The 22,268-nt window shown below is 50.0% G+C and carries 19 protein-coding genes and 2 pseudogenes; 16 read left to right on the top strand and 5 right to left on the bottom strand.

Translation table 11 applies throughout. The features are described 5' to 3' along the window. Window positions 1-38: 38 nt before the first annotated feature. From A10D4_RS00305 to A10D4_RS00285, 5 genes and pseudogenes are all read left to right on the top strand, one after another. Window positions 39-596 (top strand): YqgE/AlgH family protein, encoded by a 558-nt coding sequence (locus A10D4_RS00305; protein WP_008486984.1) that lies wholly within the window; start codon window positions 39-41, stop codon window positions 594-596. Then, a pseudogene (ruvX, locus tag A10D4_RS00300) lies at window positions 596-1,000 on the top strand (Holliday junction resolvase RuvX). Before A10D4_RS00305 ends, ruvX begins: the two are co-directional and overlap by 1 nt. Window positions 1,001-1,083: 83 nt before the next feature. Next, a complete protein-coding gene (locus tag A10D4_RS00295) occupies window positions 1,084-1,374 on the top strand; it encodes a hypothetical protein (RefSeq protein WP_008486981.1) in 291 nt (96 codons plus the stop codon). Beyond that, window positions 1,374-2,378, top strand: coding sequence for a hypothetical protein (locus tag A10D4_RS00290; RefSeq protein ID WP_008486980.1), 1,005 nt, complete (start codon window positions 1,374-1,376; stop codon window positions 2,376-2,378). The genes A10D4_RS00295 and A10D4_RS00290 overlap by 1 nt, the downstream gene beginning before the upstream one ends. A gap of 135 nt (window positions 2,379-2,513) precedes the next feature. Continuing rightward, window positions 2,514-2,744, top strand: a complete 231-nt coding sequence (locus A10D4_RS00285) for a hypothetical protein (protein WP_008486979.1) — start codon at window positions 2,514-2,516, stop codon at window positions 2,742-2,744. A 42-nt stretch (window positions 2,745-2,786) separates the two neighbouring features. Here the strand turns inward: A10D4_RS00285 and A10D4_RS00280 are convergent, their stop codons facing one another. Next, a complete protein-coding gene (locus A10D4_RS00280) occupies window positions 2,787-4,172 on the bottom strand; it encodes a PhoH family protein (RefSeq protein ID WP_008486978.1) in 1,386 nt (461 codons plus the stop codon). Between the two features lie 246 nt (window positions 4,173-4,418). Between A10D4_RS00280 and A10D4_RS00275 the strand changes: the two genes are divergently transcribed. From A10D4_RS00275 to A10D4_RS00260, 4 genes and pseudogenes are all read left to right on the top strand, one after another. Then, the gene (locus A10D4_RS00275; protein ID WP_008486976.1) at window positions 4,419-5,060 is read left to right on the top strand and encodes a peroxiredoxin; all 642 of its coding nucleotides are present in this window, start codon (window positions 4,419-4,421) and stop codon (window positions 5,058-5,060) included. A 106-nt stretch (window positions 5,061-5,166) separates the two neighbouring features. Further along, window positions 5,167-7,916 (top strand): annotated as a pseudogene (gene rapA, locus A10D4_RS00270) (RNA polymerase-associated protein RapA). Further along, a complete protein-coding gene (locus tag A10D4_RS00265; RefSeq protein WP_008486973.1) occupies window positions 7,913-8,572 on the top strand; it encodes a pseudouridine synthase in 660 nt (219 codons plus the stop codon). The pseudogene rapA and the gene A10D4_RS00265 overlap by 4 nt, the downstream one beginning before the upstream one ends. Before the next feature lie 74 nt (window positions 8,573-8,646). Next, window positions 8,647-9,423 carry a DUF3530 family protein gene (locus A10D4_RS00260; RefSeq protein WP_008486972.1) on the top strand — a complete coding sequence of 259 codons (777 nt, stop codon included), beginning with the start codon at window positions 8,647-8,649 and terminating at the stop codon, window positions 9,421-9,423. Window positions 9,424-9,434: 11 nt separating this feature from the next. On the opposite strand, the gene djlA is transcribed toward A10D4_RS00260, so the two are convergent. The 3 genes from djlA to A10D4_RS00245 are packed head-to-tail and all read right to left on the bottom strand — an operon-like array spanning window position 9,435 to window position 11,979. Beyond that, window positions 9,435-10,277 (bottom strand): co-chaperone DjlA, encoded by an 843-nt coding sequence (gene djlA, locus A10D4_RS00255; RefSeq protein WP_008486971.1) that lies wholly within the window; start codon window positions 10,275-10,277, stop codon window positions 9,435-9,437. Beyond that, the gene (gene murU / locus A10D4_RS00250) at window positions 10,277-10,945 is read right to left on the bottom strand and encodes an N-acetylmuramate alpha-1-phosphate uridylyltransferase MurU (RefSeq protein ID WP_008486970.1); all 669 of its coding nucleotides are present in this window, start codon (window positions 10,943-10,945) and stop codon (window positions 10,277-10,279) included. Before murU ends, djlA begins: the two co-directional genes overlap by 1 nt. Before the next feature lie 29 nt (window positions 10,946-10,974). Then, window positions 10,975-11,979, bottom strand: a complete 1,005-nt coding sequence (locus A10D4_RS00245; RefSeq protein WP_008486969.1) for an aminoglycoside phosphotransferase family protein — start codon at window positions 11,977-11,979, stop codon at window positions 10,975-10,977. A gap of 201 nt (window positions 11,980-12,180) precedes the next feature. On the opposite strand from A10D4_RS00245, the gene A10D4_RS00240 reads away from it, so the two are divergent. Genes A10D4_RS00240 through A10D4_RS00210 form a run of 7 tightly spaced genes read left to right on the top strand, consistent with a single transcriptional unit; the run spans window position 12,181 to window position 20,777 of the window. Next, window positions 12,181-14,460: an LPS-assembly protein LptD gene (locus A10D4_RS00240; RefSeq protein ID WP_008486968.1), complete on the top strand. Its 2,280-nt coding sequence runs from the start codon at window positions 12,181-12,183 to the stop codon at window positions 14,458-14,460. 11 nt (window positions 14,461-14,471) lie between these two features. Further along, on the top strand, window positions 14,472-15,761 hold the full coding sequence (gene surA / locus A10D4_RS00235) for a peptidylprolyl isomerase SurA (RefSeq protein WP_008486965.1): 1,290 nt from the start codon (window positions 14,472-14,474) through the stop codon (window positions 15,759-15,761). Further along, a complete protein-coding gene (pdxA, locus tag A10D4_RS00230) occupies window positions 15,758-16,750 on the top strand; it encodes a 4-hydroxythreonine-4-phosphate dehydrogenase PdxA (protein ID WP_008486963.1) in 993 nt (330 codons plus the stop codon). Before surA ends, pdxA begins: the two co-directional genes overlap by 4 nt. Then, window positions 16,743-17,552 carry a 16S rRNA (adenine(1518)-N(6)/adenine(1519)-N(6))-dimethyltransferase RsmA gene (gene rsmA / locus A10D4_RS00225; protein ID WP_008486962.1) on the top strand — a complete coding sequence of 270 codons (810 nt, stop codon included), beginning with the start codon at window positions 16,743-16,745 and terminating at the stop codon, window positions 17,550-17,552. Before pdxA ends, rsmA begins: the two co-directional genes overlap by 8 nt. After that, on the top strand, window positions 17,549-17,923 hold the full coding sequence (gene apaG, locus A10D4_RS00220) for a Co2+/Mg2+ efflux protein ApaG (RefSeq protein ID WP_008486961.1): 375 nt from the start codon (window positions 17,549-17,551) through the stop codon (window positions 17,921-17,923). The genes rsmA and apaG overlap by 4 nt, the downstream gene beginning before the upstream one ends. 6 nt (window positions 17,924-17,929) lie before the next feature. Next, window positions 17,930-18,742 carry a symmetrical bis(5'-nucleosyl)-tetraphosphatase gene (locus tag A10D4_RS00215; protein ID WP_008486960.1) on the top strand — a complete coding sequence of 271 codons (813 nt, stop codon included), beginning with the start codon at window positions 17,930-17,932 and terminating at the stop codon, window positions 18,740-18,742. A 37-nt stretch (window positions 18,743-18,779) separates the two neighbouring features. Beyond that, window positions 18,780-20,777, top strand: a complete 1,998-nt coding sequence (locus tag A10D4_RS00210) for a methyl-accepting chemotaxis protein (protein ID WP_008486959.1) — start codon at window positions 18,780-18,782, stop codon at window positions 20,775-20,777. A 56-nt stretch (window positions 20,778-20,833) separates the two neighbouring features. Here A10D4_RS00210 and tyrS read toward each other — a convergent pair whose 3' ends face one another. Further along, complete coding sequence (gene tyrS / locus A10D4_RS00205; RefSeq protein WP_008486958.1) at window positions 20,834-22,036, bottom strand: tyrosine--tRNA ligase; 1,203 nt, start codon at window positions 22,034-22,036, stop codon at window positions 20,834-20,836. Between the last annotated feature and the right edge of the window lie 232 nt (window positions 22,037-22,268).

The raw sequence follows: 22,268 nt of genomic DNA, 5'->3' as shown, positions 1-22,268 counted from the left end.
CCATACCTTAGGCATCATCAAAGTATTAAGGCGAGCGTATGCAGAGTTTACAAAACCACTTTATTATCGCCACGCCGGATATGGACGATCCGGCGTTTAAGCGCACGGTAACCTATATTTGCGAGCATAATGAAGAAGGCGCGATGGGCTTGGTCATTAACCAGCCCGCCGACGTCGCCGTTAATCATTTACTGCAGCAACTGGAAATTGTCTATCCCGAGCAAAGCCAATTATTGCAGGCCCCTGTTTATAGCGGCGGCCCGGTTGCTCGTGATCGTGGTTTTGTACTGCACCCACCGCAAGATAACTGGCGCAGCAGTTTACGCATGAGCGACGACATCATGGTCACCACCTCGCGCGATATTCTGGAGGCATTGGGCAGCTCGGCTGCACCGCATCAATTCATTCTGACATTGGGTTACGCGGGCTGGGAAGCTGGTCAGCTAGAACAAGAAATTGCTGACAATGCTTGGCTCACGATTGCCGCCGATGCCAACATTTTATTTAACACGCCGGCCGCAGAGCGCTGGCAGCGAGCGACCGAGATGCTGGGCTTTGATTTGGCACAACTAGCGCCCGGCGCCGGTCACGCCTAATGAGTCAACTGCTCGCGTTTGACTATGGCTTAAAGAGTATTGGTGTTGCCGTCGGCCAAGCCGTTACCGGCAGCGCCACACCGCTCGCGGCGTTGGCCGCCCGCGACGGTCAACCCGACTGGCAACAAGTACATTAGCCGCAGCCACAACAATTGGTGGTGGGTTTACCGCTGAATATGGACGGCAGCGAACAAGACATCAGTATACGAGCTCGCAAATTTGCTAATCGTTTACATGGCCGCTTTGGTTTACCGGTGGCTTTACAAGACGAGCGCCTTACCACCGCCGAAGCTAAAGCGTTGTTATTTGCCGAGGGCGGTTACCGCAACTTACAAAAAGCCAAAATAGACAGCCTATCGGCAGTATTGATCCTGCAAGATTTTTTTGCCAACGCAAGCACTTGAGCGATTATTCTGGTCACTTGGCGAGCGCCTCAGTTCGAGGTATAGTGACATAAATTTTACTCATTTGTGTTGGAGAACAGGCCTTGTTTGGTAACGAAGAACCTTATACCGTCACCGGTAATACCATTACCCTGAAAGACGAGAGCAAACAATTATTGCTGGTTACCACTGATCGCTATCCGAACATACTGGTATCCAAGTATTCGGTGGAGCTGAGTGATTGGCAACCCGAGCGCCGTCCTGGTGTGAAGAACATTCTGTTACAGGAATTATTCAAGCGCGATAAAGTGTTCTTCTTTATTCGCGCTGGCGGTGTCGAATATCAAGTCGATTTAAAATACGCCGAGAATCCGATTACCGAAATGAAGTTCTAATGATCAAGTTGGCCGGGCCAGTGAGCAAATACTGTCAACAGCTGGCGCTGATAGTATCGCTGGCACTCGGCCCAACAACGCTAGCAAATGCCACGCCAGCAGCTGATCCGCTGGTTTTCCAACGCCAACAACAAGGCCAGAGCGTGGCGCTCAGTTATGCTTGGCAAGATCAGCATCAACGCCCGCAGCAACTCACGTTAAATTACGATAAGCGCTTATTATTCGATTCTTTTCGCGACTTTCGGGGTTATCAAAAACAGCGCGCTAACCGCGAGGTTAAAGCTCGCTTAGCGCGTTATATACGAGAGCACCAGTGGCACAACGTACAAGTTAAACTCACACCGCAGCAACGCGCTATTCGACTGCTGCCCACGCGTGCTAACGATAATAGTCCGGAGACGCAGCAGCGGCTGATGCAATTGGCACAAGTTCAGCAAGAAATTTATAACCAATACTTACGCGATAACTATTACAGCCGTATCCATACGCCAGCCGAAGGCAGCTTGATCAAACCTGATCATATTCGTATCGCACGGGACTCAATGAGTATCATAAAACCCATCGCCGATAGCTTTCGGCAACAGTTAGGCAATAACTCGCAGCGTGAATACCTCAATAGCATTGCCTATTTTATCCAGAGCATACCCTACCGCTCATTAGAAGCTGACGCCGACAGCCGTGGCGATGGCTTTAATCCGCCGGCGCGCCTGCTTTATGAGAATCAAGGCGACTGTGATAGCAAGGCCACGCTGATGTTGGCGCTAATTCAGGAGCTTATGCCCAGCATTAAAGCGGGTATTGTTTATATTCCTAATCATGCCTTTATCGCGGTATCGGTAAGCACTCGCAAAGATGATCAAACCATCGAACATAATGGCCGTAAGCTAGTACTTATCGACCCCACCGGCCCTGCCCACCTACCGCTCGGCAGCGTCAGCGATAGCACCTTGAACGCCATTCACAGTCAACAATATCAGTTGGATATGGCAACCTCAGGCCTCTAAGTGAAATGACGAGCAACGTTATTTGCTGACATCTTCACAAACAAGAATAGTAATAATTAATTATCAGAATGTAACATTTATGTTATCTTAAGGGATTAGCGATAACGGCTTAATCAGCCAATAAAGGAAAAGTTTATGTTAGAAAGTGTCGATATTAACGCAACGGTTTTTGGTCAATTCATCGTCGGCTTTATGATTCTTTGCGGCCTGGTATGTTTTCTAACGACCAGAAAGAGATTTGAGTTGCCAATGTTGCTGACTTTTATCGGCGTGCTTTTGGCGATTATCCCCCCACTGGGCTTAATTTATATGGTGGTGCTGCTATTTATGGCGCAACGCCGACCCGTTACCACGGAAAGTGTCTAACAAGTCAGGGAAGGCGATAAATCGCCTTCCCATTAATAAGCGTTACAAATTCTCTTCGGCATATTGTGCCAAACTGCTACGCACCACGCCGTTTAAGTTGACCGTGGCGCTACCCGGATAGTCTTTAAAGCGTTCGACAATGTATGTCAGACCAGAGGTCAGTGCATTCAGATAATAGGTATCGATCTGCGCTAAGTTACCCGAAACCACTAATTTGGTGTTCGTGCCACAGCGGGTGATGATGGTTTTTAATTGCGAGGCCGTTAGGTTCTGCGCTTCATCTAATAACACCACCGCATTTTGAATGCTACGCCCACGCATAAAGTTTAATGATTTAAACTGGATATTGGCCTTTTTCATAATGTAGTTAAGGCTCGATTCCATGCTTTCGTCATTTTTATGCAGTACCTCTAACGAGTCTGTGATTGCCGCCAGCCAAGGCGCCATTTTCTCTTCTTCGGTGCCCGGTAAAAAGCCAATTGATTCGGCAATTTCCGGCGTATTGCGGGTCACGATTATTTTTTCGTAGCGGCCCTGCTCGATGATCATTTCTAGCGCCGCGGATAACGCTAACAGGGTTTTACCGCTACCGGCTGGGCCGGTTAGAATGACCATATCCAAACTGGGGTCCAACAGCGCTTGCAGCGCCATGGCCTGATAAATGTTCTTCGGATGAACGCCCCACGCGCTATAGCCCATCATGCGCTCGTAACCGAGGTCTTGCAGGGTGACTTGTTGGTCGTCATAAGCCACCACTTTAGCGGCGAACTCGTGAGTTTCATCGATCACATATTCGTTTTGAAAGACTTGTTCAAATAGGTTTCGCGGTACTTTGTGCAAGGTGTCACGACCACTTTGTTCACTGGTCACAGCCCCTACTTTTTCCCAAAAACTGCCCTCAAATTCATAAAAACCTTTACTCAAATAACGAATATCGTCGATCAATTGGTCGGTGCGATAATCTTCAACTTGTTTAACACCAGCACCCTTCGCTTTCAGCCGCATGTTAATGTCTTTGGTCACCAAAATAATTTTAGCGGGCTTTTTATTGCGTTGTAGCTCTAACGCCGCTTGAATAATGCGGTTGTCATTCTCGGTTAACGATAATACCGCATCGCTTTGGCTCAGCTGGTAATCAGGAAATATCGATAAGGTGCCCTCAGCATGATGTTCTCCTTGCACCCGCGACAACGCCACACCATCTAGAATTTGTTCTGGCGTAGCATCTTTTAACGCCTCTTCTAATGCTCGAATAGCGACACGCGCGTCACGACTGACATCTTTTTGCCGATCTTTAATAGCATCAAGCTCCTCCAGCACCACCATCGGAATGACCACATGATGTTCTTGGAAGTTTAGAAAGGCTAAGGGTTCGTGAAGTAAAATGTTGGTATCCAGTAGGTAGTACTTAGCAAGCGGTTCAGCCATGCGATTCCCCTGTACATCTTGTAGTAACTACGAGAATAGTTACGGTTAGCGATATTATTTTTTTGTGACAATCCCTTTATGACAACCATAGCTCACTGTTGATGAAAAAACTGTGACAGTGAGCAAATATTATTGCGCGCCCGTTAGTTATAACCAGACGCTCTATAATAGTGTGAAACGAGCTTTCTGATTTTTGGTCTTAGGCTATGATGATTCTGTTACAGCCTATTTGATAAGGAGTCTGTTATGGCATTACGACTGGGCGACAGTGCCCCCGACTTTACCCAACAAAGTAGCGAAGGCGAGATCAATTTTCACCAATGGCTAGGCAATAGCTGGGGGATTTTATTTTCGCATCCAGCCGACTTCACGCCAGTTTGTACGACCGAGTTAGGCTTAACCGCAAAACTCAAAAACGAATTCGAGAAGCGCAATACCAAAGCCATCGCGCTATCGGTTGATGACGCTGACTCGCACCAGCGTTGGATTGGCGATATCAATGATACTCAAGGTTGTGCGGTTAACTTTCCCATCATTGCCGATGCCGACCGCAAAGTATCCGAGCTGTACGATATGATTCACCCCAATGCCGATAGCAGCTTAACGGTACGTAGCCTATTCATTATCGATCCGAACAAAAAAATCCGCCTGATCATCACCTATCCGGCCAGCACCGGACGTAACTTTGACGAAGTATTACGGGTATTAGACTCGCTGCAACTCACCGATCAACATAAAGTCGCGACCCCCGGTAACTGGCAAGCAGGCGATGACGTGGTGATTGTGCCTTCGCTACAAGACGAAGACGAGATCAAACAGCGCTTCCCGAGTGGCTATAAAGCACTTAAGCCATACTTACGCATGACTAAAGATCCGAGTAAGTCTTAACCGCTAAAGTTAGCGGCAAACAGCTTGGCCTAGGGAAGACGTTGTCAGTTGCGGCGGCATTGGGTACCATTGCGCCCCAAAATCGCGGGACAATTAAGGATACGCAGTGACAACCTTTGCCTTAGGCCAACGCTGGCTCAGTGAAAGCGAAACCGAACTCGGTTTAGGTATTATTACGCAAGTACAGGGCCGCCAAGTGTCGGTGCTGTTCCCTGCCGGCGAAGAAACCCGTCATTATGCCAGCCATACCGCGCCGTTAGCGCGTTATCTGCTACAAGTTGACGACCGCGGTCAACATGCCGATGGCTGGCACTTTACTGTCACCGCCGTCGATTTTGCCGGCGACCTAGCCGTTTACCAAGGCCTTAATGACGCTGAGGAAAAGGTGATGGTGCCGGAATCGCAGTTGGCCGCACAAGTGCCGCTGAACTCTCCTTTAACGCGCTTACTTGCCGGACAAGCCGACCGCCTAGATATGTATTTATTGCGACGCGAAGCAAGTGAACACTTACAACGTTGGCAAAGCAGTCCAGTCAGCGGCTTGTTAGGTGGTCATATCGGCTTACTAGCGCATCAATTGTATGTCGCCAAAACCGTTGCCGATCGTTTTGACCCGCGCGTGTTATTAGCCGACGAAGTCGGCTTGGGCAAAACCATTGAAGCCGGCTTGATCATTCACCGCCGTATCTTACAAGGCCGCAGTCAACGGGTATTGCTATGTATTCCCGACAGTCTCTGCCATCAATGGCTGGTCGAGATGCGCCGCCGTTTCTCGCTAGCCTTTAGTCTGTTTGATGACGAGCGCTGCGCGCAAGCAGCATTAGACGACGAGAACCCGTTTTATACCGAGCAGCAGGTGTTGATCCCGCAATCATTATTGCAACAACCGCGCTGGGCACAAGCCGCCAGCGACGCCGGATGGGATTTGCTGGTGGTCGACGAGGCTCATCATATTGCTGCTGACTCACCGGCTTATCAACAGTTACAGACCCTCAGCCAAGCCAGTGCCGGCTTACTGCTGTTAACTGCGACCCCGGAGCAATTGGGCGAGGCCAGCCATTTTGCGCGGTTACAGTTACTTGACCCCGATCGCTTTCGTGACTTTGCCGAATTCCAACACCAGCAACAAGACGCGCAAGCGTTGGCAAGCTTGGCTTTGCAAGTGTCTGAACAACAACCACTCGGCAACGATACCCTAGCGCAACTGCAAAGCAAGTTACCGCAACTGGCGGTCTGCGCTGAGCCTTCGGCTGAACAACGTCAACAATGGATTGCGCAATTATTAGATTTGTATGGTACTGGCCGTGTCATGTTTCGCAACACCCGTGCGCACATTGGCGGCTTTCCAACGCGGCGCTTACACAGCTATCCATTGGCGCACGACGATTTGTTTGATGATGCTGAGGTCAGCGCCGAGCCGTGGTGGTTAGATGATCCGCGCGTTGAATGGCTGTTGAATCATATCAAACAGCATAAGCCAGCCAAGTCGTTGTTAATTTGTCAGTCTGCCGAACAAGTGTTGGATTTAGCCGAAGCGCTGCGCGTACAAGCCGGTATTCATGCCGCGGTGTTTCATGAGGGGTTGAGCCTGCTTGAGCGCGATCGCGCCGCCGCGTTTTTTGCCAGTGAAGAAGAAGGCAGTCCCATTTTACTGAGTTCAGAAATCGGTAGTGAGGGGCGTAATTTTCAGTTTGTACAACATTTAGTGTTATTCGATCTGCCCACCAATCCCGACTTATTGGAGCAGCGTATTGGCCGTTTAGACCGCATTGGACAGCAGGGTGACGTTAATATCCATGTGCCTTACCGCGAATTCTCGGTGGAGCAGTCGTTGTTACGCTGGTACCACGAAGGCATGAACGCTTTTGAACAATGTAACCCGATTGGTCGCGCCATTGCCGACCATTTTGCTGATGATATTGCCAAGTTGGCAGCCGATGATGCCAGCCAATTGGACGACTTGATCACACGTACACGCCACTATCAGCAACAGCTAAAAGCCGAGTTACAACAAGGCCGCGATATCCTGCAACAATTGAGTGCTTGTCAGCCACAGCAAGCCGAAGCGATTGTTGACGCGGTAAAAGCGGTCGAGGCAACAACCCCATTAGCGCCATTTTTAATGACCTTCTTTGACCGTTTTGGCGTGCACTGCGAAGCGCTCAATGACGATATTTTCTTGCTACGTCCAAGCGAGCACATGCGCGTGCCTGCGCTGCCGGGGTTACTTGAGGACGGCCAAAGTGTGACCTTTAAACGCGATATCGCGCTAGCGCGCGAAGACGTGCAACTACTTAGCTGGGATCATCCGTTAGTACAATCGGCATTAGAACTGCTGAACGAAGATAGCTACGGCAGTACCTGCGTGGCAGTGCTTAAAAACCGCGCATTGCCTGCCGGCGCGTGGTTCCTCGAACTCGAATTTATTAGTCAGGCGGTAGCGCCTGCCGCAGCCGTCGCGGGCGAGTTTTATCCGCAGCAACGATTGCGTGTGTTACTCGACAGCCAAGGACGTGATTTAACCGATAAAGTGCCAGCAGACGCTTTGGATAAACAAGCACAACACACCGACAAGAAAACCGCGCGTGAGTTGCTAAAACAGTTACGCCAGGCTTGCCAAGCTGGCAAACAGCCGCGCAACAACAGCAACCACTCATTGAGCAGGCGTTGTCACAAGTTGAGCAGCAACTTGGACAAGCATTGCAACGATTGCAGCAACTGGCACAACGTAATCCGCTGGTGCGCGATGACGAAGTGCAAGCACTACAGCAACGCCAGCAACAATTGCAGCAAGCCATTGCCCAGCCGCAACTCAGCCTGCATGCGTTGCGTGTGTTGGTTAATGTACCAGAATGACGCTGTTTCATTATCAGCCGCCGACCAGCCCTTATTTGACGATACTTTATCGCGATGAGCAGCTGTTGGTGGTGGATAAACCCAGCGGCTTACTCAGTGTGCCGGGGAAAGATCCGGCACATGCCGATTCGGTTTACACGCGCGTTAGCCGTGTATTGCCCGACGCGCGGGTAGTGCATCGACTGGATATGGCAACCTCCGGGATCATGTTACTGACCCTAGGCAAAGCCGCCCAAAGTCATGTTGCGCGACAGTTTCAACAGCGCCAAGTCAGTAAATTGTATACCGCCGAAGTGTGGGGCAAACCGCCTGCTGACAGCGGTTTTATCGATTTAGCGATGCGTTGTGACTGGCCCAATCGTCCACGTCAAATGCTGGATCTGGTTGCCGGCAAGAGCGCGCAAACGCTTTACCGCGTTATTGCAAAAACCGCGGCCCAGCGCTACCGCCTACAGTTATCGCCCTATACCGGCCGCTCGCACCAATTGCGTGTGCACATGCAAGCGTTGGGTTGCGCCATTGTCGGCGATAAATTTTATGCCTGCGCGGACGGCTATGCGGCAGCCCCGCGTCTGCATTTGCACGCCACCGAATTGCACCTGCATCACCCACGTAGCGAACAACCGATAAGCTTTTACTGCCCACCACCATTTTAATCATTAAAACCGATCGTTCGCGCTAAAGCCCTGCCTGCCAGCGCCGATACAGAGCTTATGAAACTATCGGCATTGTGCTTTTCGGCTCGGCACAAGCCGCAGACGACTATGCGCGTTATTTACCGCCGGGCGAAACGCGCTGGCTTAGTCCCAGTCAAAGTAACGAGAATGAACAACAAAGTACGCAACGGTTCTTGTTACTGGAGCGCGAAAGCCTGCGTTCGTTCAGTCGTGGTGTGCTGTTGAGTTTACCCGATTGGGGTTATCATCCGTTACAGTCGGCAGCGGTTCGTCAACTGTACCAGTTTGCACCGAGTATTGGCTGGCGTAGCTGGGCGCTGACACCGCCTGACACCGATTTACGCGGCGACATGTTACAGATCCCGGCGGTTGATGAACGCTTTCCTGAGGCGGTCGACGACGAACAACTGCAACCGTTGCTGGATGCATTGCGTGCGCGCTTGAGCGTAGCCGCAGCGCAGCGACGCGACTACCCGGGTTTTTACGTGTTGATTGTCGAGGGTATGACAGCCGCGTTGAGCCTACGACTACTGAGTGAAGACGCCGGTTTGCGCCCGGATGCGTTAGTGATTATCGACCCTTACTTACCGCAATATCGACTCAATCAAGCCTTGCCGAAAACCTTGGCGCAACTGCCACTACCGGTGTTAGACGTGATGACCAGCCGCAGTAACCGCTGGAGCTTAGCTAGCGCCGACAAGCGCCGCCAATTTGCCGATAAGTATCAGCAGGTCAGTTATCGGCAGCGCCGCCTTATCGGTGCCGATTCACAGCAACAAGCAGCGCTGACCAAATTAGTACAAGGCTGGCTAAAACAGCAGGGCTACTAAACCGATCTCAATCAACGCATACCACGTTGTTGCTTGATCATTTCGTAGGCCGCTTGAATTTTTTGCGCTTGCTCCTGCGCCGCTTTCATCATTTCTTCAGGCAACCCTTTGGCGGCTAATTTATCAGGATGGTGGCGCGACATCTGTTTGCGATAGGCCTTCTTAACCTCGCTGTCACTGCTGTCCGCACTAACACCTAAGACTTGATAAGCGTCGCTTAAACTGGGCTCAGAATGGCTGCGCGACTGACGTTGTTGTTGCCGCTGCTGGCTATACTGGCGTTGCCCAAAACGCTGACCAGCGCCTTGCACCAACAACCATTGATCCAGTTGATACTGATTGAATCCCAGCGTTTTAGCCACTTGTAACAACACATCGTATTCGGCTGACTGTAACTTGGCGTCATTTAACGCGACCGCAATCAACTGCTCCATAAACAGCTGCAAAATATCGCGATTGCCGTAAAACGCTTGTCGAAACTCGCGAATAACACGTTTTAATGGAAAGGTCGTTTGCTTGCCCTCACGAAACGCGTCGCGTGCTTCTCGTCGCGCTTCGTCGCCCAGTTCTAAGCTATCCATTAATAAACTCGCGTGCTGAATATCAACCTCGGTCACGCGCCCTTTGGCTTTGGCGACATGGCCAACCACCGCAAACAGGGTATAAATAAAACTGGCGTCACCAATAGCTCGATCGGTACCAAATAGATAACGTGAAAAGCCACCGCGGCGATTAAAGTCTTGCGCATAACCACGGTCAAACCAATGCCCGATCAACAAACCAATAATGGCGCCAGCCCAGCGTAAGAACAGCATACCGAACACAAAGCCCAGTACCTTACCCCAAATTTGCATTACTTCTCTCCTGCCGCTAAATGAGCCTCTAACGCACTCAGACGTGCTGGCGTACCCACATCCTGCCAATAACCGCTAAACTTTACCCCCGCCAAGCGTTGTTCGGCAATGGCTTCATCAAAGTAGGGTTTCAACTTACACTTGGTCAAGCGCTCAGTGGCTAACCAATCGGCCGAAAACAAGCCAATTCCGGCATAAGTCAAACGCTCTCCCTGCTGCGCGGTAATGCGTCCGCCTTGCAGGTGAAAGTCTCCCGCTGGATGATGTGGCGGATTATCGACGAGCAGCAAACTGGCTCTATCGTGGTCGGCCAAGGCACTGGGTAAGGTGGCGAAATCGACCTCACAATATACATCGCCGTTAATCAGCCAAAATGGATCATCACCAAGCAACGGTAATGCTTGAATGATGCCACCCGCGGTTTCTAACCCACCGGCAGGCTCTGGCGAAAACTGCGCATCTAACTGCCAACGACTGCCATCGCCCACATAAGCTTCGATTTGCGCGCCTAAGTGAGCGTGGTTAATGACTACGCGCTGCACCCCGGCTTTGGCTAACTTTTCTAAATGATAAGCTAGCAATGGCTTACCAGCCACCGGTAGTAGCGGCTTAGGGGTGCTGTCGGTCAATGGACGCATACGTTCGCCACGACCAGCAGCGAGGATCATGGCGGTTTTAATCTTTGCTCTTGGCACACTTACCTCATGTTGGCAACGAGCGGCCAAACCCGCCGTTGTAACCATTGTTGGAACGGCTGCAGCGCCGGATAACGCGCGGCAATACGGATCATATAACTGAGGGTGCGAGGCACGTCATTCAAGTAGCCATCTTTGCCATCGCGAATCGCCAGCCGAGCAAAAATACCAGCCGCTTTGGTATGCCGTTGTAAGCCCATATAATCAAACCAGCGTTGCCAGTCGGTGGCGCTAACATCGCTCGCCAGTATCTGTTCAGCCTGCAAATTAGTACGTAATTGCTGCGCCAGTTCATCAACCCAAGCATCGGGCCACTCAATATAGCAATCACGTAATAACGACACCGCATCATAGGTAATAGGCCCACAAACCGCGTCTTGAAAGTCAATTACCGCCAAGCTGTGGTCCGGCTGCACCATTAAATTGCGCGAATGATAGTCACGATGTACACCAACCGTTGGCTGCTGTAGGGCGTTGTCGATCATTTGTTGGCAAAAGTCGCCCCATAACTGACGCTCACGAGCGTCTAAGGTTAAGCTTAGCTGTTGCTCCAGTAACCAGTCATGAAACAAGTTTAATTCACGCGTCAATAACGCTTCGTTATACGCTGGCAACGGCCCATCGGCAGTTTCTTGCACGCGCATGATTGCCGGTAACATGGCTAGCGCTTGAGCATAATACTGACGCATATTATCGCGCCGTAATTTGCTCAACAATAGCGTTTGCCCTAAATCGGACTGCAACATGAATCCCTTCTCGATATCCACCGCCAACACCTGTGGCACCGGTATATTGCCTTGCGCGTAGGCTTCGGCAATGGCAAGAAAAGGCAGTAACGGCTCTTGTTGCGGTGGACAATCGACAGCAATCAGGCTGTTGTCCTCGCTTTGCACGCGAAAATAGCGTCGAAAACTGGCATCGCCCGAAACACTTTGTAACGCTTGCTGCGCTAACCCAGTTTGCGCTTCACACCAGGCTTGTAGCGCAATTTCTCGTTGATCTTCCACAAATATCCTTACCCCAACGCACAGTGCTTAACCATGCAAATGGCGAGTCATTCAAAATTGCTTTATCATACCCAGAATTTTGACTCGCAACAGCCCGATTTACTATCGCATGACACTGATAAATGTTTGCCCGCTGATTTCGGCGCGGGTTTTCCAGACTGCTGACGCCCCATCGCATCAGCGTGACACAGGAGCTAAGCTATGCGGCTGAACCCGATTGCGTCATTTTTATTATTGGCGGGAGTCGGTTCAGTCGGCCATGCTGAGACCCTCACAGAGCAGAATGTCAACCGCACTGAGGGCGGCGTTTGCCCTGTACGCACCACGCCGACACTGACGCTAGCACCTTTTCCAGACTTGCAGCCGGGTACGGTGGGGGCTCGTGCTGATAATGTTGATGTCAGTTATGACCAGTCGGTGGCACATTATCGCGGCAACGTCGAACTTGAGTATGATGGCCGCCGCCTGCTAACTCAACACGCCACCCTAAACCGCGACACGGGGCAAATCGATGCCCCCGGTGAAACCACCTTTACCGATGGTTACGTGTTTGTCACCAGTGCCAATTTTAGCTTGAATGCGAATGACAACGTCGCCGTGTTAGGGTCATCGGCTTATCAGTTCAGTCAACAAAATGCGCGTGGTGAAGCACAGTCCTTAACCCTCACCGAAACCAGCGTTGACCTAGCTGACGCCACTTTTACCACCTGTCCCGCCGATGACCCCGTGTGGCAGCTTTCCGCTGGCGAAATCCGCATGAATAAGGATGAGGGCTGGGGCGAAGCCTGGCACGCTAAGTTCGAGTTATTCGGTGTCCCAGTGCTGTATGTGCCTTACTTCAACTTTCCCATTACCGATGAACGTAAGACGGGCTTTCTATACCCCACCTTTGGTTCATCTTCAAATAATGGCTTTGAAGTCGAAACGCCCTATTACATCAATATCGCGCCCAATATGGACGCCACCATCACGCCCCACTATATGAGCCAGCGTGGTTTACAATTGGGTGGCGAATACCGCTATTTATCCGCCGAGCATCAGGGTCAGCTTAACCTTGAATATCTGGATGACGATAAAAGTTTAGACTCGGTTAATTCACGCTATCTTTGGCACGTTGAACATGAGGCTAACTGGAGCCAACATTGGCGGGGTTATGTTAATGCCACCGATATCAGCGATGACAACTACTTAAATGACTTTGGTAGCGACTTTGCCGGGCGTGCCGATACCCACTTGTACCGTCATGCACAACTGGACTACAGCGAGAACGACTGGAACGCGCAATTACGTTTCGAGGATTACGAACTTATTGGTCAGTATCGTTCGCCGTTTCGTACAATACCGCAAATCAGCGTTAACTATCAGCCGTTCGTTAATGATGGCTTATCATACAGCTTCGCCTCGCAATTAAGTCATTTTCGTAATCAAGATAACAGCGACGAATACGCTACCCGGCTGCACGTTGAACCCGGTTTCAGCTATCGGGTGGAACAGCCCGCCTATGACTGGATAGCAGAGGCTAGCTATTTGGTCACCCGCTACCAACAACAGTCGCCAAACGAGAATATTAGCGACAGTGTTACCCGAGCCTTACCGCAACTGCGCTTTCACGGCCGCTTAAACTTTGATCGCTTTTTTGAACATGATGGTGAAAACTACCGACAATCGTTACAACCACAAATTCAGTATTTGTTTGTGCCTTACGAGGATCAGTCGGATATCGGTATTTATGACACCACGCTGATGCAAGAAGACTATTATGGCTTGTTCCGGGCGCGGCGGTTTTCCGGCTTAGACCGTATCGCCGAGGCTAATCAAATTACCATCGGTGCATCGACCGGTATTTTTAACCAGCATGAGCAAGAATTGATGCGCTTTAGTCTTGGCCAAATCTTCTATTTAGAAGATAGCCGCACACGTCTGTTAGAGGACGATAGCAGCGCCATTACTTCAACCAACTCAGAATTAGCCGCCGAAGCCAGTTTCTATTTGGGACAACGCTGGTCATTTAGCAGCGCAATCCAGTATGATACGGAACTGAACCTGACCCGTAAGAGTCAGACCGCATTAGAGTATCGCAAAGACGAAAACAACCTGTTCCAAGTTAACCATCGAGTGGTGACCAATTTAATCGGTGACAACATCGAGCAAGTCGGTATGCAAGGCGTTTGGTCGCTCAACAATCGCTGGCAGGTTGCGAGCAATTGGTACTACGATTTGTCTCACAAAAGAACCAATGATGCGATCATTGGTCTGCAATATTCGAGCTGCTGTTGGGCGGTGCGCTTTAGCGCTTATCGTCGTATCAACCGCAACTTTGAATATATGCAAAACATCGGCATGCTAAATCAGCCTGAATTTGATAATGGCTATAGCATTCAATTTATGATTCGCGGACTTGGCGGTGACAACAATAGCTTGTTAGATATGTTACAAAAGAGCCTATTTGGCTATCGCCGCCCATTCTACTTAAGTAATTAGTGGTATTTAACATGAGAACTTTGTTGCAGTGTATCGTCGCCGTCGGCCTGACCTTAACCAGTTCGGCATACGCGTTACAAGAACGCCTGGTCGATGAAGTCGCTATCGTGGTTAACGACGGCGTGGTTTTAGAAAGTGAAATCGATCAATTAGTCGCCTACGTAAAGAATAATGCGCAGAAAAATAATCAAAGCTTACCGCGCGATGAAGTGCTACGCACACAGGCGTCAGAACGCTTAATTCTGCAAACCATTCAAATGCAAATGGCAGAACGAATGGGGATTCAAATCAGCGACGCGCAGTTAGACCAAACGCTGGCTAACATCGCCCGCGATCAAAACGCGACGCTAGACGAAATGCGCGAAGATGTCACCGCCGATGGCACCAGCTGGTCATCTTATCGGGAAAACATCCGTACCGAGCTGATTGCCGGTGAAGTACAACGCGCGCAAGTGCGCCGCCGGGTTTATATTACCCCGCAAGAAGTGAATAACTTGGTGCAACTGATCGAAAACTCCGGTGATAACCAAGTTGAATATAATTTGGGTCATATTTTGATCAGTATTCCCGAAAGTGCTAACCCTGAACAACTAGCGGCTTCACGTCAACGTGCTGAAAGCGTGTTAGAACGTTTAAAAAATGGCGAGAACTTCGCGGAGCTCGCCATCACTGCATCGTCGGGTAGCAAAGCATTAGAAGGCGGTGATTTGGGCTGGATGAGCGCGAACGAAATGCCCACCTTATTTGCCGAAGTGGTGAACGGTAAGCGTAAAGGCGACTTGGTTGGGCCATTACGCAGTGGTGTCGGTTTTCATATTTTAAAAGTGCAAGATACTCGCGGTCAGCAGACGGTTGAAATTGAAGAGGTTAAATCAAGACATATTCTGATTCAGCCTTCGGTGATCCTGTCAGACGAACGCGCCCGAGAAATGTTGAACAACTACCGTCAACAAATCCTCGATGGCGAAGCCGACTTTGCCGAATTAGCGCGTAAAAACTCAGCCGATACCGGTTCAGCTTCTCGCGGCGGAGAATTGGGCTGGTCACGTCCAGAGGCTTATGCCCCAGAATTTAAACAAAAAGTTGAAAGCTTACCGATTGGCGAAATCAGTGAGCCGTTCCATACTCAGTTTGGCTGGCACATTGTTCAGGTGGAAGAGCGCCGTACACAAGATGCCACCGCCGAAAGTAAACAAGATCGCGCTTACCAAATGCTGTTTAGCAGAAAGTACCGCGAAGAGTTAGATAACTGGATGCAAGAAATTCGTGACCAAGCGTATGTGCATGTGGTTGCGGAATGAGCGTCAAGCGGATCGCTTTTACCCCCGGTGAGCCGGCTGGTATCGGCCCCGATTTAGCGGTACTGCTGGCACAGCAAGACTGGCCAGTCGAGGTAGTGGTCTGCGCCGACGCCGACTTATTATTGCAGCGAGCCAAACAACTCGGTTTGCCGCTGCAGTTACGTCAGTACCAGGCCGCCAGCGCGGCGCAAGCACAGCAAGCAGGAACCTTGACCATTGCCCCGCAGGCCTTGCACAGCGCTTGTCAACCGGGACAATTAAATAGTGCCAATGGTCGCTACGTGGTAGCGACGTTGAAGCGTGCCAGCGACGGTAACCTCAACGGCGAGTTCGCTGCGGTGGTTACTGGCCCAGTGCACAAGGGCGTGATTAATCAGGCGGGCATTGCCTTTAGTGGACATACCGAGTTTTTTGCCCAGCAAGCTAACTGCAAAGACGTGGTGATGATGCTGGCGACCCGTGGCTTACGAGTTGCACTAGTGACCACTCACATCCCGCTGGCATACGTTAGTAAAGCCATCACCGAAGAGCGTCTAACCCAAGTTATCAACATTTTAGAACACGATTTACGTGTCAAATTTGGCTTGTCACAACCACGTATCATGGTTTGTGGGCTGAATCCGCATGCCGGCGAAGGCGGTCACCTAGGTGATGAAGAGCAACGCGTCATTGAACCGGTATTGAAACGTTTGCGCGAACAAGGTATGAAGGTTGAGGGTCCTTATCCGGCCGACACCATTTTTCAGCCTAAGTATTTGCAAGACGCTGACGTGGTGTTAGCAATGTATCATGATCAAGGGCTTCCTGTGTTAAAATACAAGGGCTTTGGTAACGCTGTGAACATTACCCTGGGGTTGCCATTTATTCGCACCTCGGTTGATCACGGCACCGCACTCGATTTAGCCGCCAGCGGCAACATCGACGCCGGTTCTTGCTTATTAGCAATGCAAACCGCGATCGATATGGTAGAGAAACAACAGCATGACTAATACCCATCAAGGCCACCGAGCTCGCAAACGCTTTGGACAAAACTTCTTACATGATCAACAGGTTATTGGCGACATCGTCGACGTCATTAATCCGCAGGCCGGAGAGCATCTGGTCGAAATCGGCCCAGGCTTAGCGGCGTTGACCGAGCCGGTAGCGGAAGCAGCCGGTCATTTGCAGGTCGTGGAACTAGACCGTGATTTAGCCGAACGCTTAGAACACCACCCCTTCTTAGCCAATAAACTCAGTGTTTATCGTGGCGATGCTTTGAAAACCGATTTTCACCAGTTCCAACAAGGTGAAGCGAAGTTGCGCGTGTTTGGTAACCTACCGTATAACATCTCAACGCCGTTGATTTTTCATCTACTCGACCAACTTGAGATCATTGCTGACATGCATTTTATGTTGCAAAAAGAGGTTGTCGATCGTTTAGCCGCCAACCCTAACAGCAAAGCCTACGGCCGTATCAGCGTGACCGTACAACAAGCCTGTCAAGTGGTGCCAGTGCTCGAAGTACCGCCCGGAGCATTTACGCCACCACCCAAGGTCGACTCTGCGGTCGTTCGTTTGGTACCTTATAGTAATCCTCCGATTCCGGTTAAAAGTCGTCAGACGTTACAGCAAGTCTGCTTGACCGCGTTTAATCAACGCCGTAAAACCATACGTAACAATGTGAAGCACTTTATCGATGACAGCCAGTTGACGGCGTTGGGTATTGATCCAAGTGCACGTCCAGAAACGCTTGAGATTGCACAGTTTTGTGCGTTAGCCGACTGGTGTGTAGACAATAAAAAGGCGTTATGAGTAAAGACAATATCGACATCGACGTAAAAACGCAGTATTTGGCAGCACAATCATCGCCAGAACAGCAACAATACGTATTTGCTTACACCATCACCATTACCAATAACGGTTCGCAGCCAGTACAACTGCTTAACCGCGAATGGCGTATCACCGACGCCGATACCAAGGTAACCCGCGTTGCCGGAGATGGTGTGGTTGGTCAACAACCGCAAATTGCGCCGGGTGAGTCTTTTAGCTATACCAGTGGCACCGTGTTGGCGACCCCAGTAGGCACCATGGAAGGCTATTACGGCATGACCGCGGAAGACGGTGAAGCCTATCGAGTGGCCATTCCATCGTTCCGCTTAGCCGTGCCCAATATTTTGCACTAAGCGGTTATGGCAGATTATTTTGTCGGTGATTTACAGGGCTGTTACAAAGAGCTGGATTGCTTGCTCGAGCGAGTTAACTTTAACCCGCAACAAGACCAACTCTGGTGCGTCGGCGACCTGATTGCCCGCGGCCCTGATTCGCTCGCTACACTACAGTATTTAAAGTCGCTGGGGGACAGTGTTAATACCGTACTCGGCAATCACGACCTTAACTTTCTGGCCGTTATGCATGGCTTACGACAGCCCAGCGATAACGATAAGCTACATGCCCTATTGGCTTCACCAGAACGTCATTACTGGCACGATTGGTTTTGCCAACAACCGTTGTTAAGGCATAACGAGCAATTAGGTGTGGTCATGACTCATGCCGGGATATACCCCTGGTGGTCAATCGCAGAAGCACGCCAATATGCCGCCGAAGTTGAGTCACAACTACGTAGCGAGCACTTAGGCAGCTTACTAAAGACCATGTATGGTAATAAACCTGACATTTGGCACTCAAGTCTTAACGAAACTGACCGATACCGTTTTATAGTGAATGCATTTACGCGTATGCGTTTTTGTAACGCTGATGGCCGTTTAGATTTTTCCTGTAAAATCGCGCCAGAGGATAATAAAGATAATCGTTTGAAACCCTGGTTTAGCTATTGGCGGCCAAAACCATCATTAACCGTGATATTTGGACATTGGGCCGCATTAATGGGTCGTACAGGCTCTCAATATGTTATTGGATTGGATACCGGATGCGTATGGGGTGAGTATCTGACACTGTTGGATTGGCAGCACAAGCAATATTATTACCAGCCAGCGTTAAGTTAAATAAGCACTCTGAGTATCAAGCTGTGAGGATGACATTATGAAAATAACCGTTGCGATGCGGGTAATTGGTGGTTTTGCCATCATTACACTATTGCTGCTTGTTATCAGTTTAAGTTCGTTATTCAGTATTAACGGCATTGGTGACTCAAGTGACCGCGTGAATACTATGGCGGTGCCAGCGTTGAATGCAGTAGCCAATGTGAAAACGGACGTGTTAGAGCTGTCGAACATTGAGTTAGCGACCTATCACGATACCACCATGGCTGAAGTTGACGCGCATTATGCCAAGTTTGAAGAGTCACACGGCACCATGATGTCCAGCTTGAACGAGTTGAAAGGCTTACTCGCTGGTCAGGGACAAAGTAGTTTACTGAATCAAGCCGACGCCGAAATCGAAAGTTATGTCGGCTTGTTATCCACCATGTTTGAGCAGCAACGTCGATATCTGCAATTGGGTCAACAAACCAAATCACAGCTCGACGATATCGCTTTTACTTTAGATGATGCCTCCATTGCATTGCTTGATGCCATGGATGCCGCCAATTCTGAGACCGTTAAAAAAGCAGCCAGTAATCTTGAGAATGCGATTGCGAGCTTGGTCACCCTGCTTTATGACTTACAAAACGCCGATTCTTTAGATGGCGCAAATGTCATTGCCAGCGAGATCAACATCGCCTTAGAAGGCATTGACACTCGTATTCAGGAGTTACAAAGCGCAGCGAGTGCGAGTAACGACATGGTCGGCAGTGCCATCAGCACTATCGGTGACGCGAAAGCGTCGTTACAAACTAGCGATAGCTACCCTAACAATGTCATCAAGCGCATGGAAACTCGCCAACAAGCTCGTGACACGCTGAGTAAATCGGAAGAGCAGTTAGCCTCGGTAATGGCAATTACCAATAAAACTCAAGACTCGGTGCAAGCGATTTCGGGTGAAGCCAGCGCCGACGTTCGCTCAGCCATTTCGACCAGTAGCTGGACCAACAGCATTCTGACCATCGTCTCGATTGCCTTGGCGGTGCTTATCTCTTATATCACCGTACGCAGCATTTCACGTCCATTGAGCCGTGTTAACCACATGCTTAACGTGATGGCAGAGGGTAAATTAACCGAGCGTGTCGATTATCAATCTGAAGACGAATTCGGTGAATTGGCGCGCAATACCAATAAACTCACCGAGAACTTAGCTCAGTTGGTGCGTGGCATTGCTAGCCGTGCCACTCAGTTGGCAACGGCGGCAGAAGAGTCATCCACAGTATCGGTGCAAACCACCAAAGCGATTGAAGATCAGCGTGGACAAATCGAACAAGTGGCGACCGCGACTCAAGAAATGAATAGCACGTCTAGCGAAATGGCGAATGGCGCCGAAGAAGCTTTGCGTGAAATTCAACATTCAGACGAAGAAGCAACCCGCGTTCGTACAATCTCGCACAAGAATAAAGAAACGATTGAAGTACTGGCGCAAGAGATTCAAGGTGCCTCAGAGGTCATCAACAAACTTTACGAAAACAGCACCAATATCGGTGGTATTCTCGATGTTATCCGCGGTATTGCCGACCAGACCAACCTGCTCGCCTTGAATGCGGCCATTGAGGCGGCACGAGCCGGTGAACAAGGTCGTGGTTTCGCGGTCGTCGCCGACGAAGTACGTACCTTAGCAAGCCGTACGCAAGAATCAACCGAGGAAATTCATCAGATGATCGAGAGCTTGCAAAGCGATGCACAGCGCGCCGTGACGGTGATGAATAAGGGTCGCGAGCAAGCCGAAATCAGTGTTGGGCAAACCGAGGAAGCAGCACAGGCGCTACAAGCGATTACCGATTCGGTGCATCAGGCCGCCGATAGCAGTAATCACATTGCTAGCGGAGCACTGGAGCAAAGTCGTACCGCTCAGGATATCAGCGAACGTTTAGAAGCTATCGTTGCCATTGCCGAGCAAACGGCCTCGGGCTCTAAGCAAACCGCGGCAGCATCTAACGAAGTCGCCAAGTTAGCCGACGAACTACAAGACTCAATTCGTAGTTTTAGCGTCTAACATGCTTAACAAACAAGGACTGCCTCGCAGTCCGGCCTTTTTTTTTTCGTCGTCAGTTATTGCAATGTAATACGGGCAAACTTACGTTTGCCCACTTGGTAGACAGCGGTGCTACCAGCGTCACAAAGCAATTTCGTATCGCTAACTTTGTCACCATCGATTTTCACCGCACCTTGCTTGATCATCCGCATCGCGTCAGAAGTCGACGCCACTAAGCCAGCCGACTTCAGCAAATGACCAATAGCCAGCTGCCCCGACTCGGTCGCTAACGTCAGCTCCGGCATATCGTCAGGTATTGCATTCTTTTGAAAGCGCTGGACAAAGTCTTGCTGCGCTGACTCGGCAGCGGCGTCATCATGAAAACGAGCGATGATTTCTTTCGCCAATAGTATTTTATAATCACGCGGATTAGCGCCGTCAGCGATAGCCTGCTTGAAACCCTCGACCTCGTTTAATGGGCGGAAACTCAGTAATTCAAAATAACGCCACATCAGTTCATCCGATACCGACATCAATTTACCAAACATATCGTTCGGGGCATCGGTGATACCCACGTAATTGCCCAGCGATTTTGACATCTTTTGCACGCCATCCAGACCTTCTAGTAATGGCGTCATGATCACCGTCTGTGGACGTTGGCCTTCTTCTTTTTGTAACTCGCGCCCCATCAATAAGTTGAAACGTTGGTCAGTACCGCCTAGCTCGACGTCCGCTTGCATGGCAACCGAATCCCAACCTTGCACCAACGGATACAAAAACTCGTGAATCGCAATCGGCTGGCCATTACTGTAACGCTTTTTAAAGTCATCACGCTCCAGCATCCGTGCCACCGTCTGCCGCGAGGCTAATTTAATCATACCCGCAGCGCCAAGCGACTCCATCCAACTTGAGTTAAAGCAAATCTCGGTCTTAGCCGGATCAAGGATCTTAAATACCTGCTCTTTGTAAGTCTCAGCATTGGCCAACACATCTTCTCGGCTTAGCGGCTTACGGGTGACATTTTTACCGGTTGGATCGCCAATCATACCGGTGAAATCACCGATCAAGAATTTGATCTGATGTCCCAAATCCTGAAACACTTTCAACTTGTTAATCAAAACCGTATGGCCGAGGTGCAGATCCGGTGCGGTAGGGTCAAAGCCAGCCTTAATGATCAGCGGCTTACCACTTTTAAGTTTTTCTTCGAGTTCGCTGGCAATCAGCACCTCTTCGGTACCACGCATGATTTCTGCCAGCGCATCGGCTACTGCTTTGGCCATATTGAAACTTCTCCTGATTGGCGGGTCAAAGGTCTGTTAATCGATCAATTCTACGTGATTGACGCACGAGAATTAAGCGCAAAATGCGTGTAAAAGCTCCGTTTTTTTACATTTGCAGCTCTGGCATTCGCTTATTTTTCGTATTATCCTGCTTTTTATAGGGCTTTCCCTAACGCTGTAGGTCCATTGGCAACCTAGCGGGAAACCAAAAAAAAGCCAACCGAGTAAATAA

Source organism: Idiomarina xiamenensis 10-D-4, assembly GCF_000299895.1.
Lineage (GTDB): Bacteria > Pseudomonadota > Gammaproteobacteria > Enterobacterales > Alteromonadaceae > Idiomarina > Idiomarina xiamenensis.
Note: the sequence above shows the minus strand (reverse complement) of the source record. Positions and strands in the feature narration are given on the sequence as shown.

Coding starts and splice junctions, on each gene's coding strand:
- A10D4_RS00215 (WP_008486960.1), top strand. CDS start 17,930: ATGGCAGATTATTTTGTCGGTGATTTACAGGGCTGTTACAAAGAGCTG.
- djlA (WP_008486971.1), bottom strand. CDS start 10,277: ATGCAAATTTGGGGTAAGGTACTGGGCTTTGTGTTCGGTATGCTGTTC.
- tyrS (WP_008486958.1), bottom strand. CDS start 22,036: ATGGCCAAAGCAGTAGCCGATGCGCTGGCAGAAATCATGCGTGGTACC.
- rsmA (WP_008486962.1), top strand. CDS start 16,743: ATGACTAATACCCATCAAGGCCACCGAGCTCGCAAACGCTTTGGACAA.
- apaG (WP_008486961.1), top strand. CDS start 17,549: ATGAGTAAAGACAATATCGACATCGACGTAAAAACGCAGTATTTGGCA.
- surA (WP_008486965.1), top strand. CDS start 14,472: ATGAGAACTTTGTTGCAGTGTATCGTCGCCGTCGGCCTGACCTTAACC.
- A10D4_RS00210 (WP_008486959.1), top strand. CDS start 18,780: ATGAAAATAACCGTTGCGATGCGGGTAATTGGTGGTTTTGCCATCATT.
- A10D4_RS00290 (WP_008486980.1), top strand. CDS start 1,374: ATGATCAAGTTGGCCGGGCCAGTGAGCAAATACTGTCAACAGCTGGCG.
- A10D4_RS00240 (WP_008486968.1), top strand. CDS start 12,181: ATGCGGCTGAACCCGATTGCGTCATTTTTATTATTGGCGGGAGTCGGT.
- A10D4_RS00275 (WP_008486976.1), top strand. CDS start 4,419: ATGGCATTACGACTGGGCGACAGTGCCCCCGACTTTACCCAACAAAGT.
- A10D4_RS00280 (WP_008486978.1), bottom strand. CDS start 4,172: ATGGCTGAACCGCTTGCTAAGTACTACCTACTGGATACCAACATTTTA.
- A10D4_RS00285 (WP_008486979.1), top strand. CDS start 2,514: ATGTTAGAAAGTGTCGATATTAACGCAACGGTTTTTGGTCAATTCATC.
- A10D4_RS00265 (WP_008486973.1), top strand. CDS start 7,913: ATGACGCTGTTTCATTATCAGCCGCCGACCAGCCCTTATTTGACGATA.
- pdxA (WP_008486963.1), top strand. CDS start 15,758: ATGAGCGTCAAGCGGATCGCTTTTACCCCCGGTGAGCCGGCTGGTATC.
- murU (WP_008486970.1), bottom strand. CDS start 10,945: ATGATCCTCGCTGCTGGTCGTGGCGAACGTATGCGTCCATTGACCGAC.
- A10D4_RS00305 (WP_008486984.1), top strand. CDS start 39: ATGCAGAGTTTACAAAACCACTTTATTATCGCCACGCCGGATATGGAC.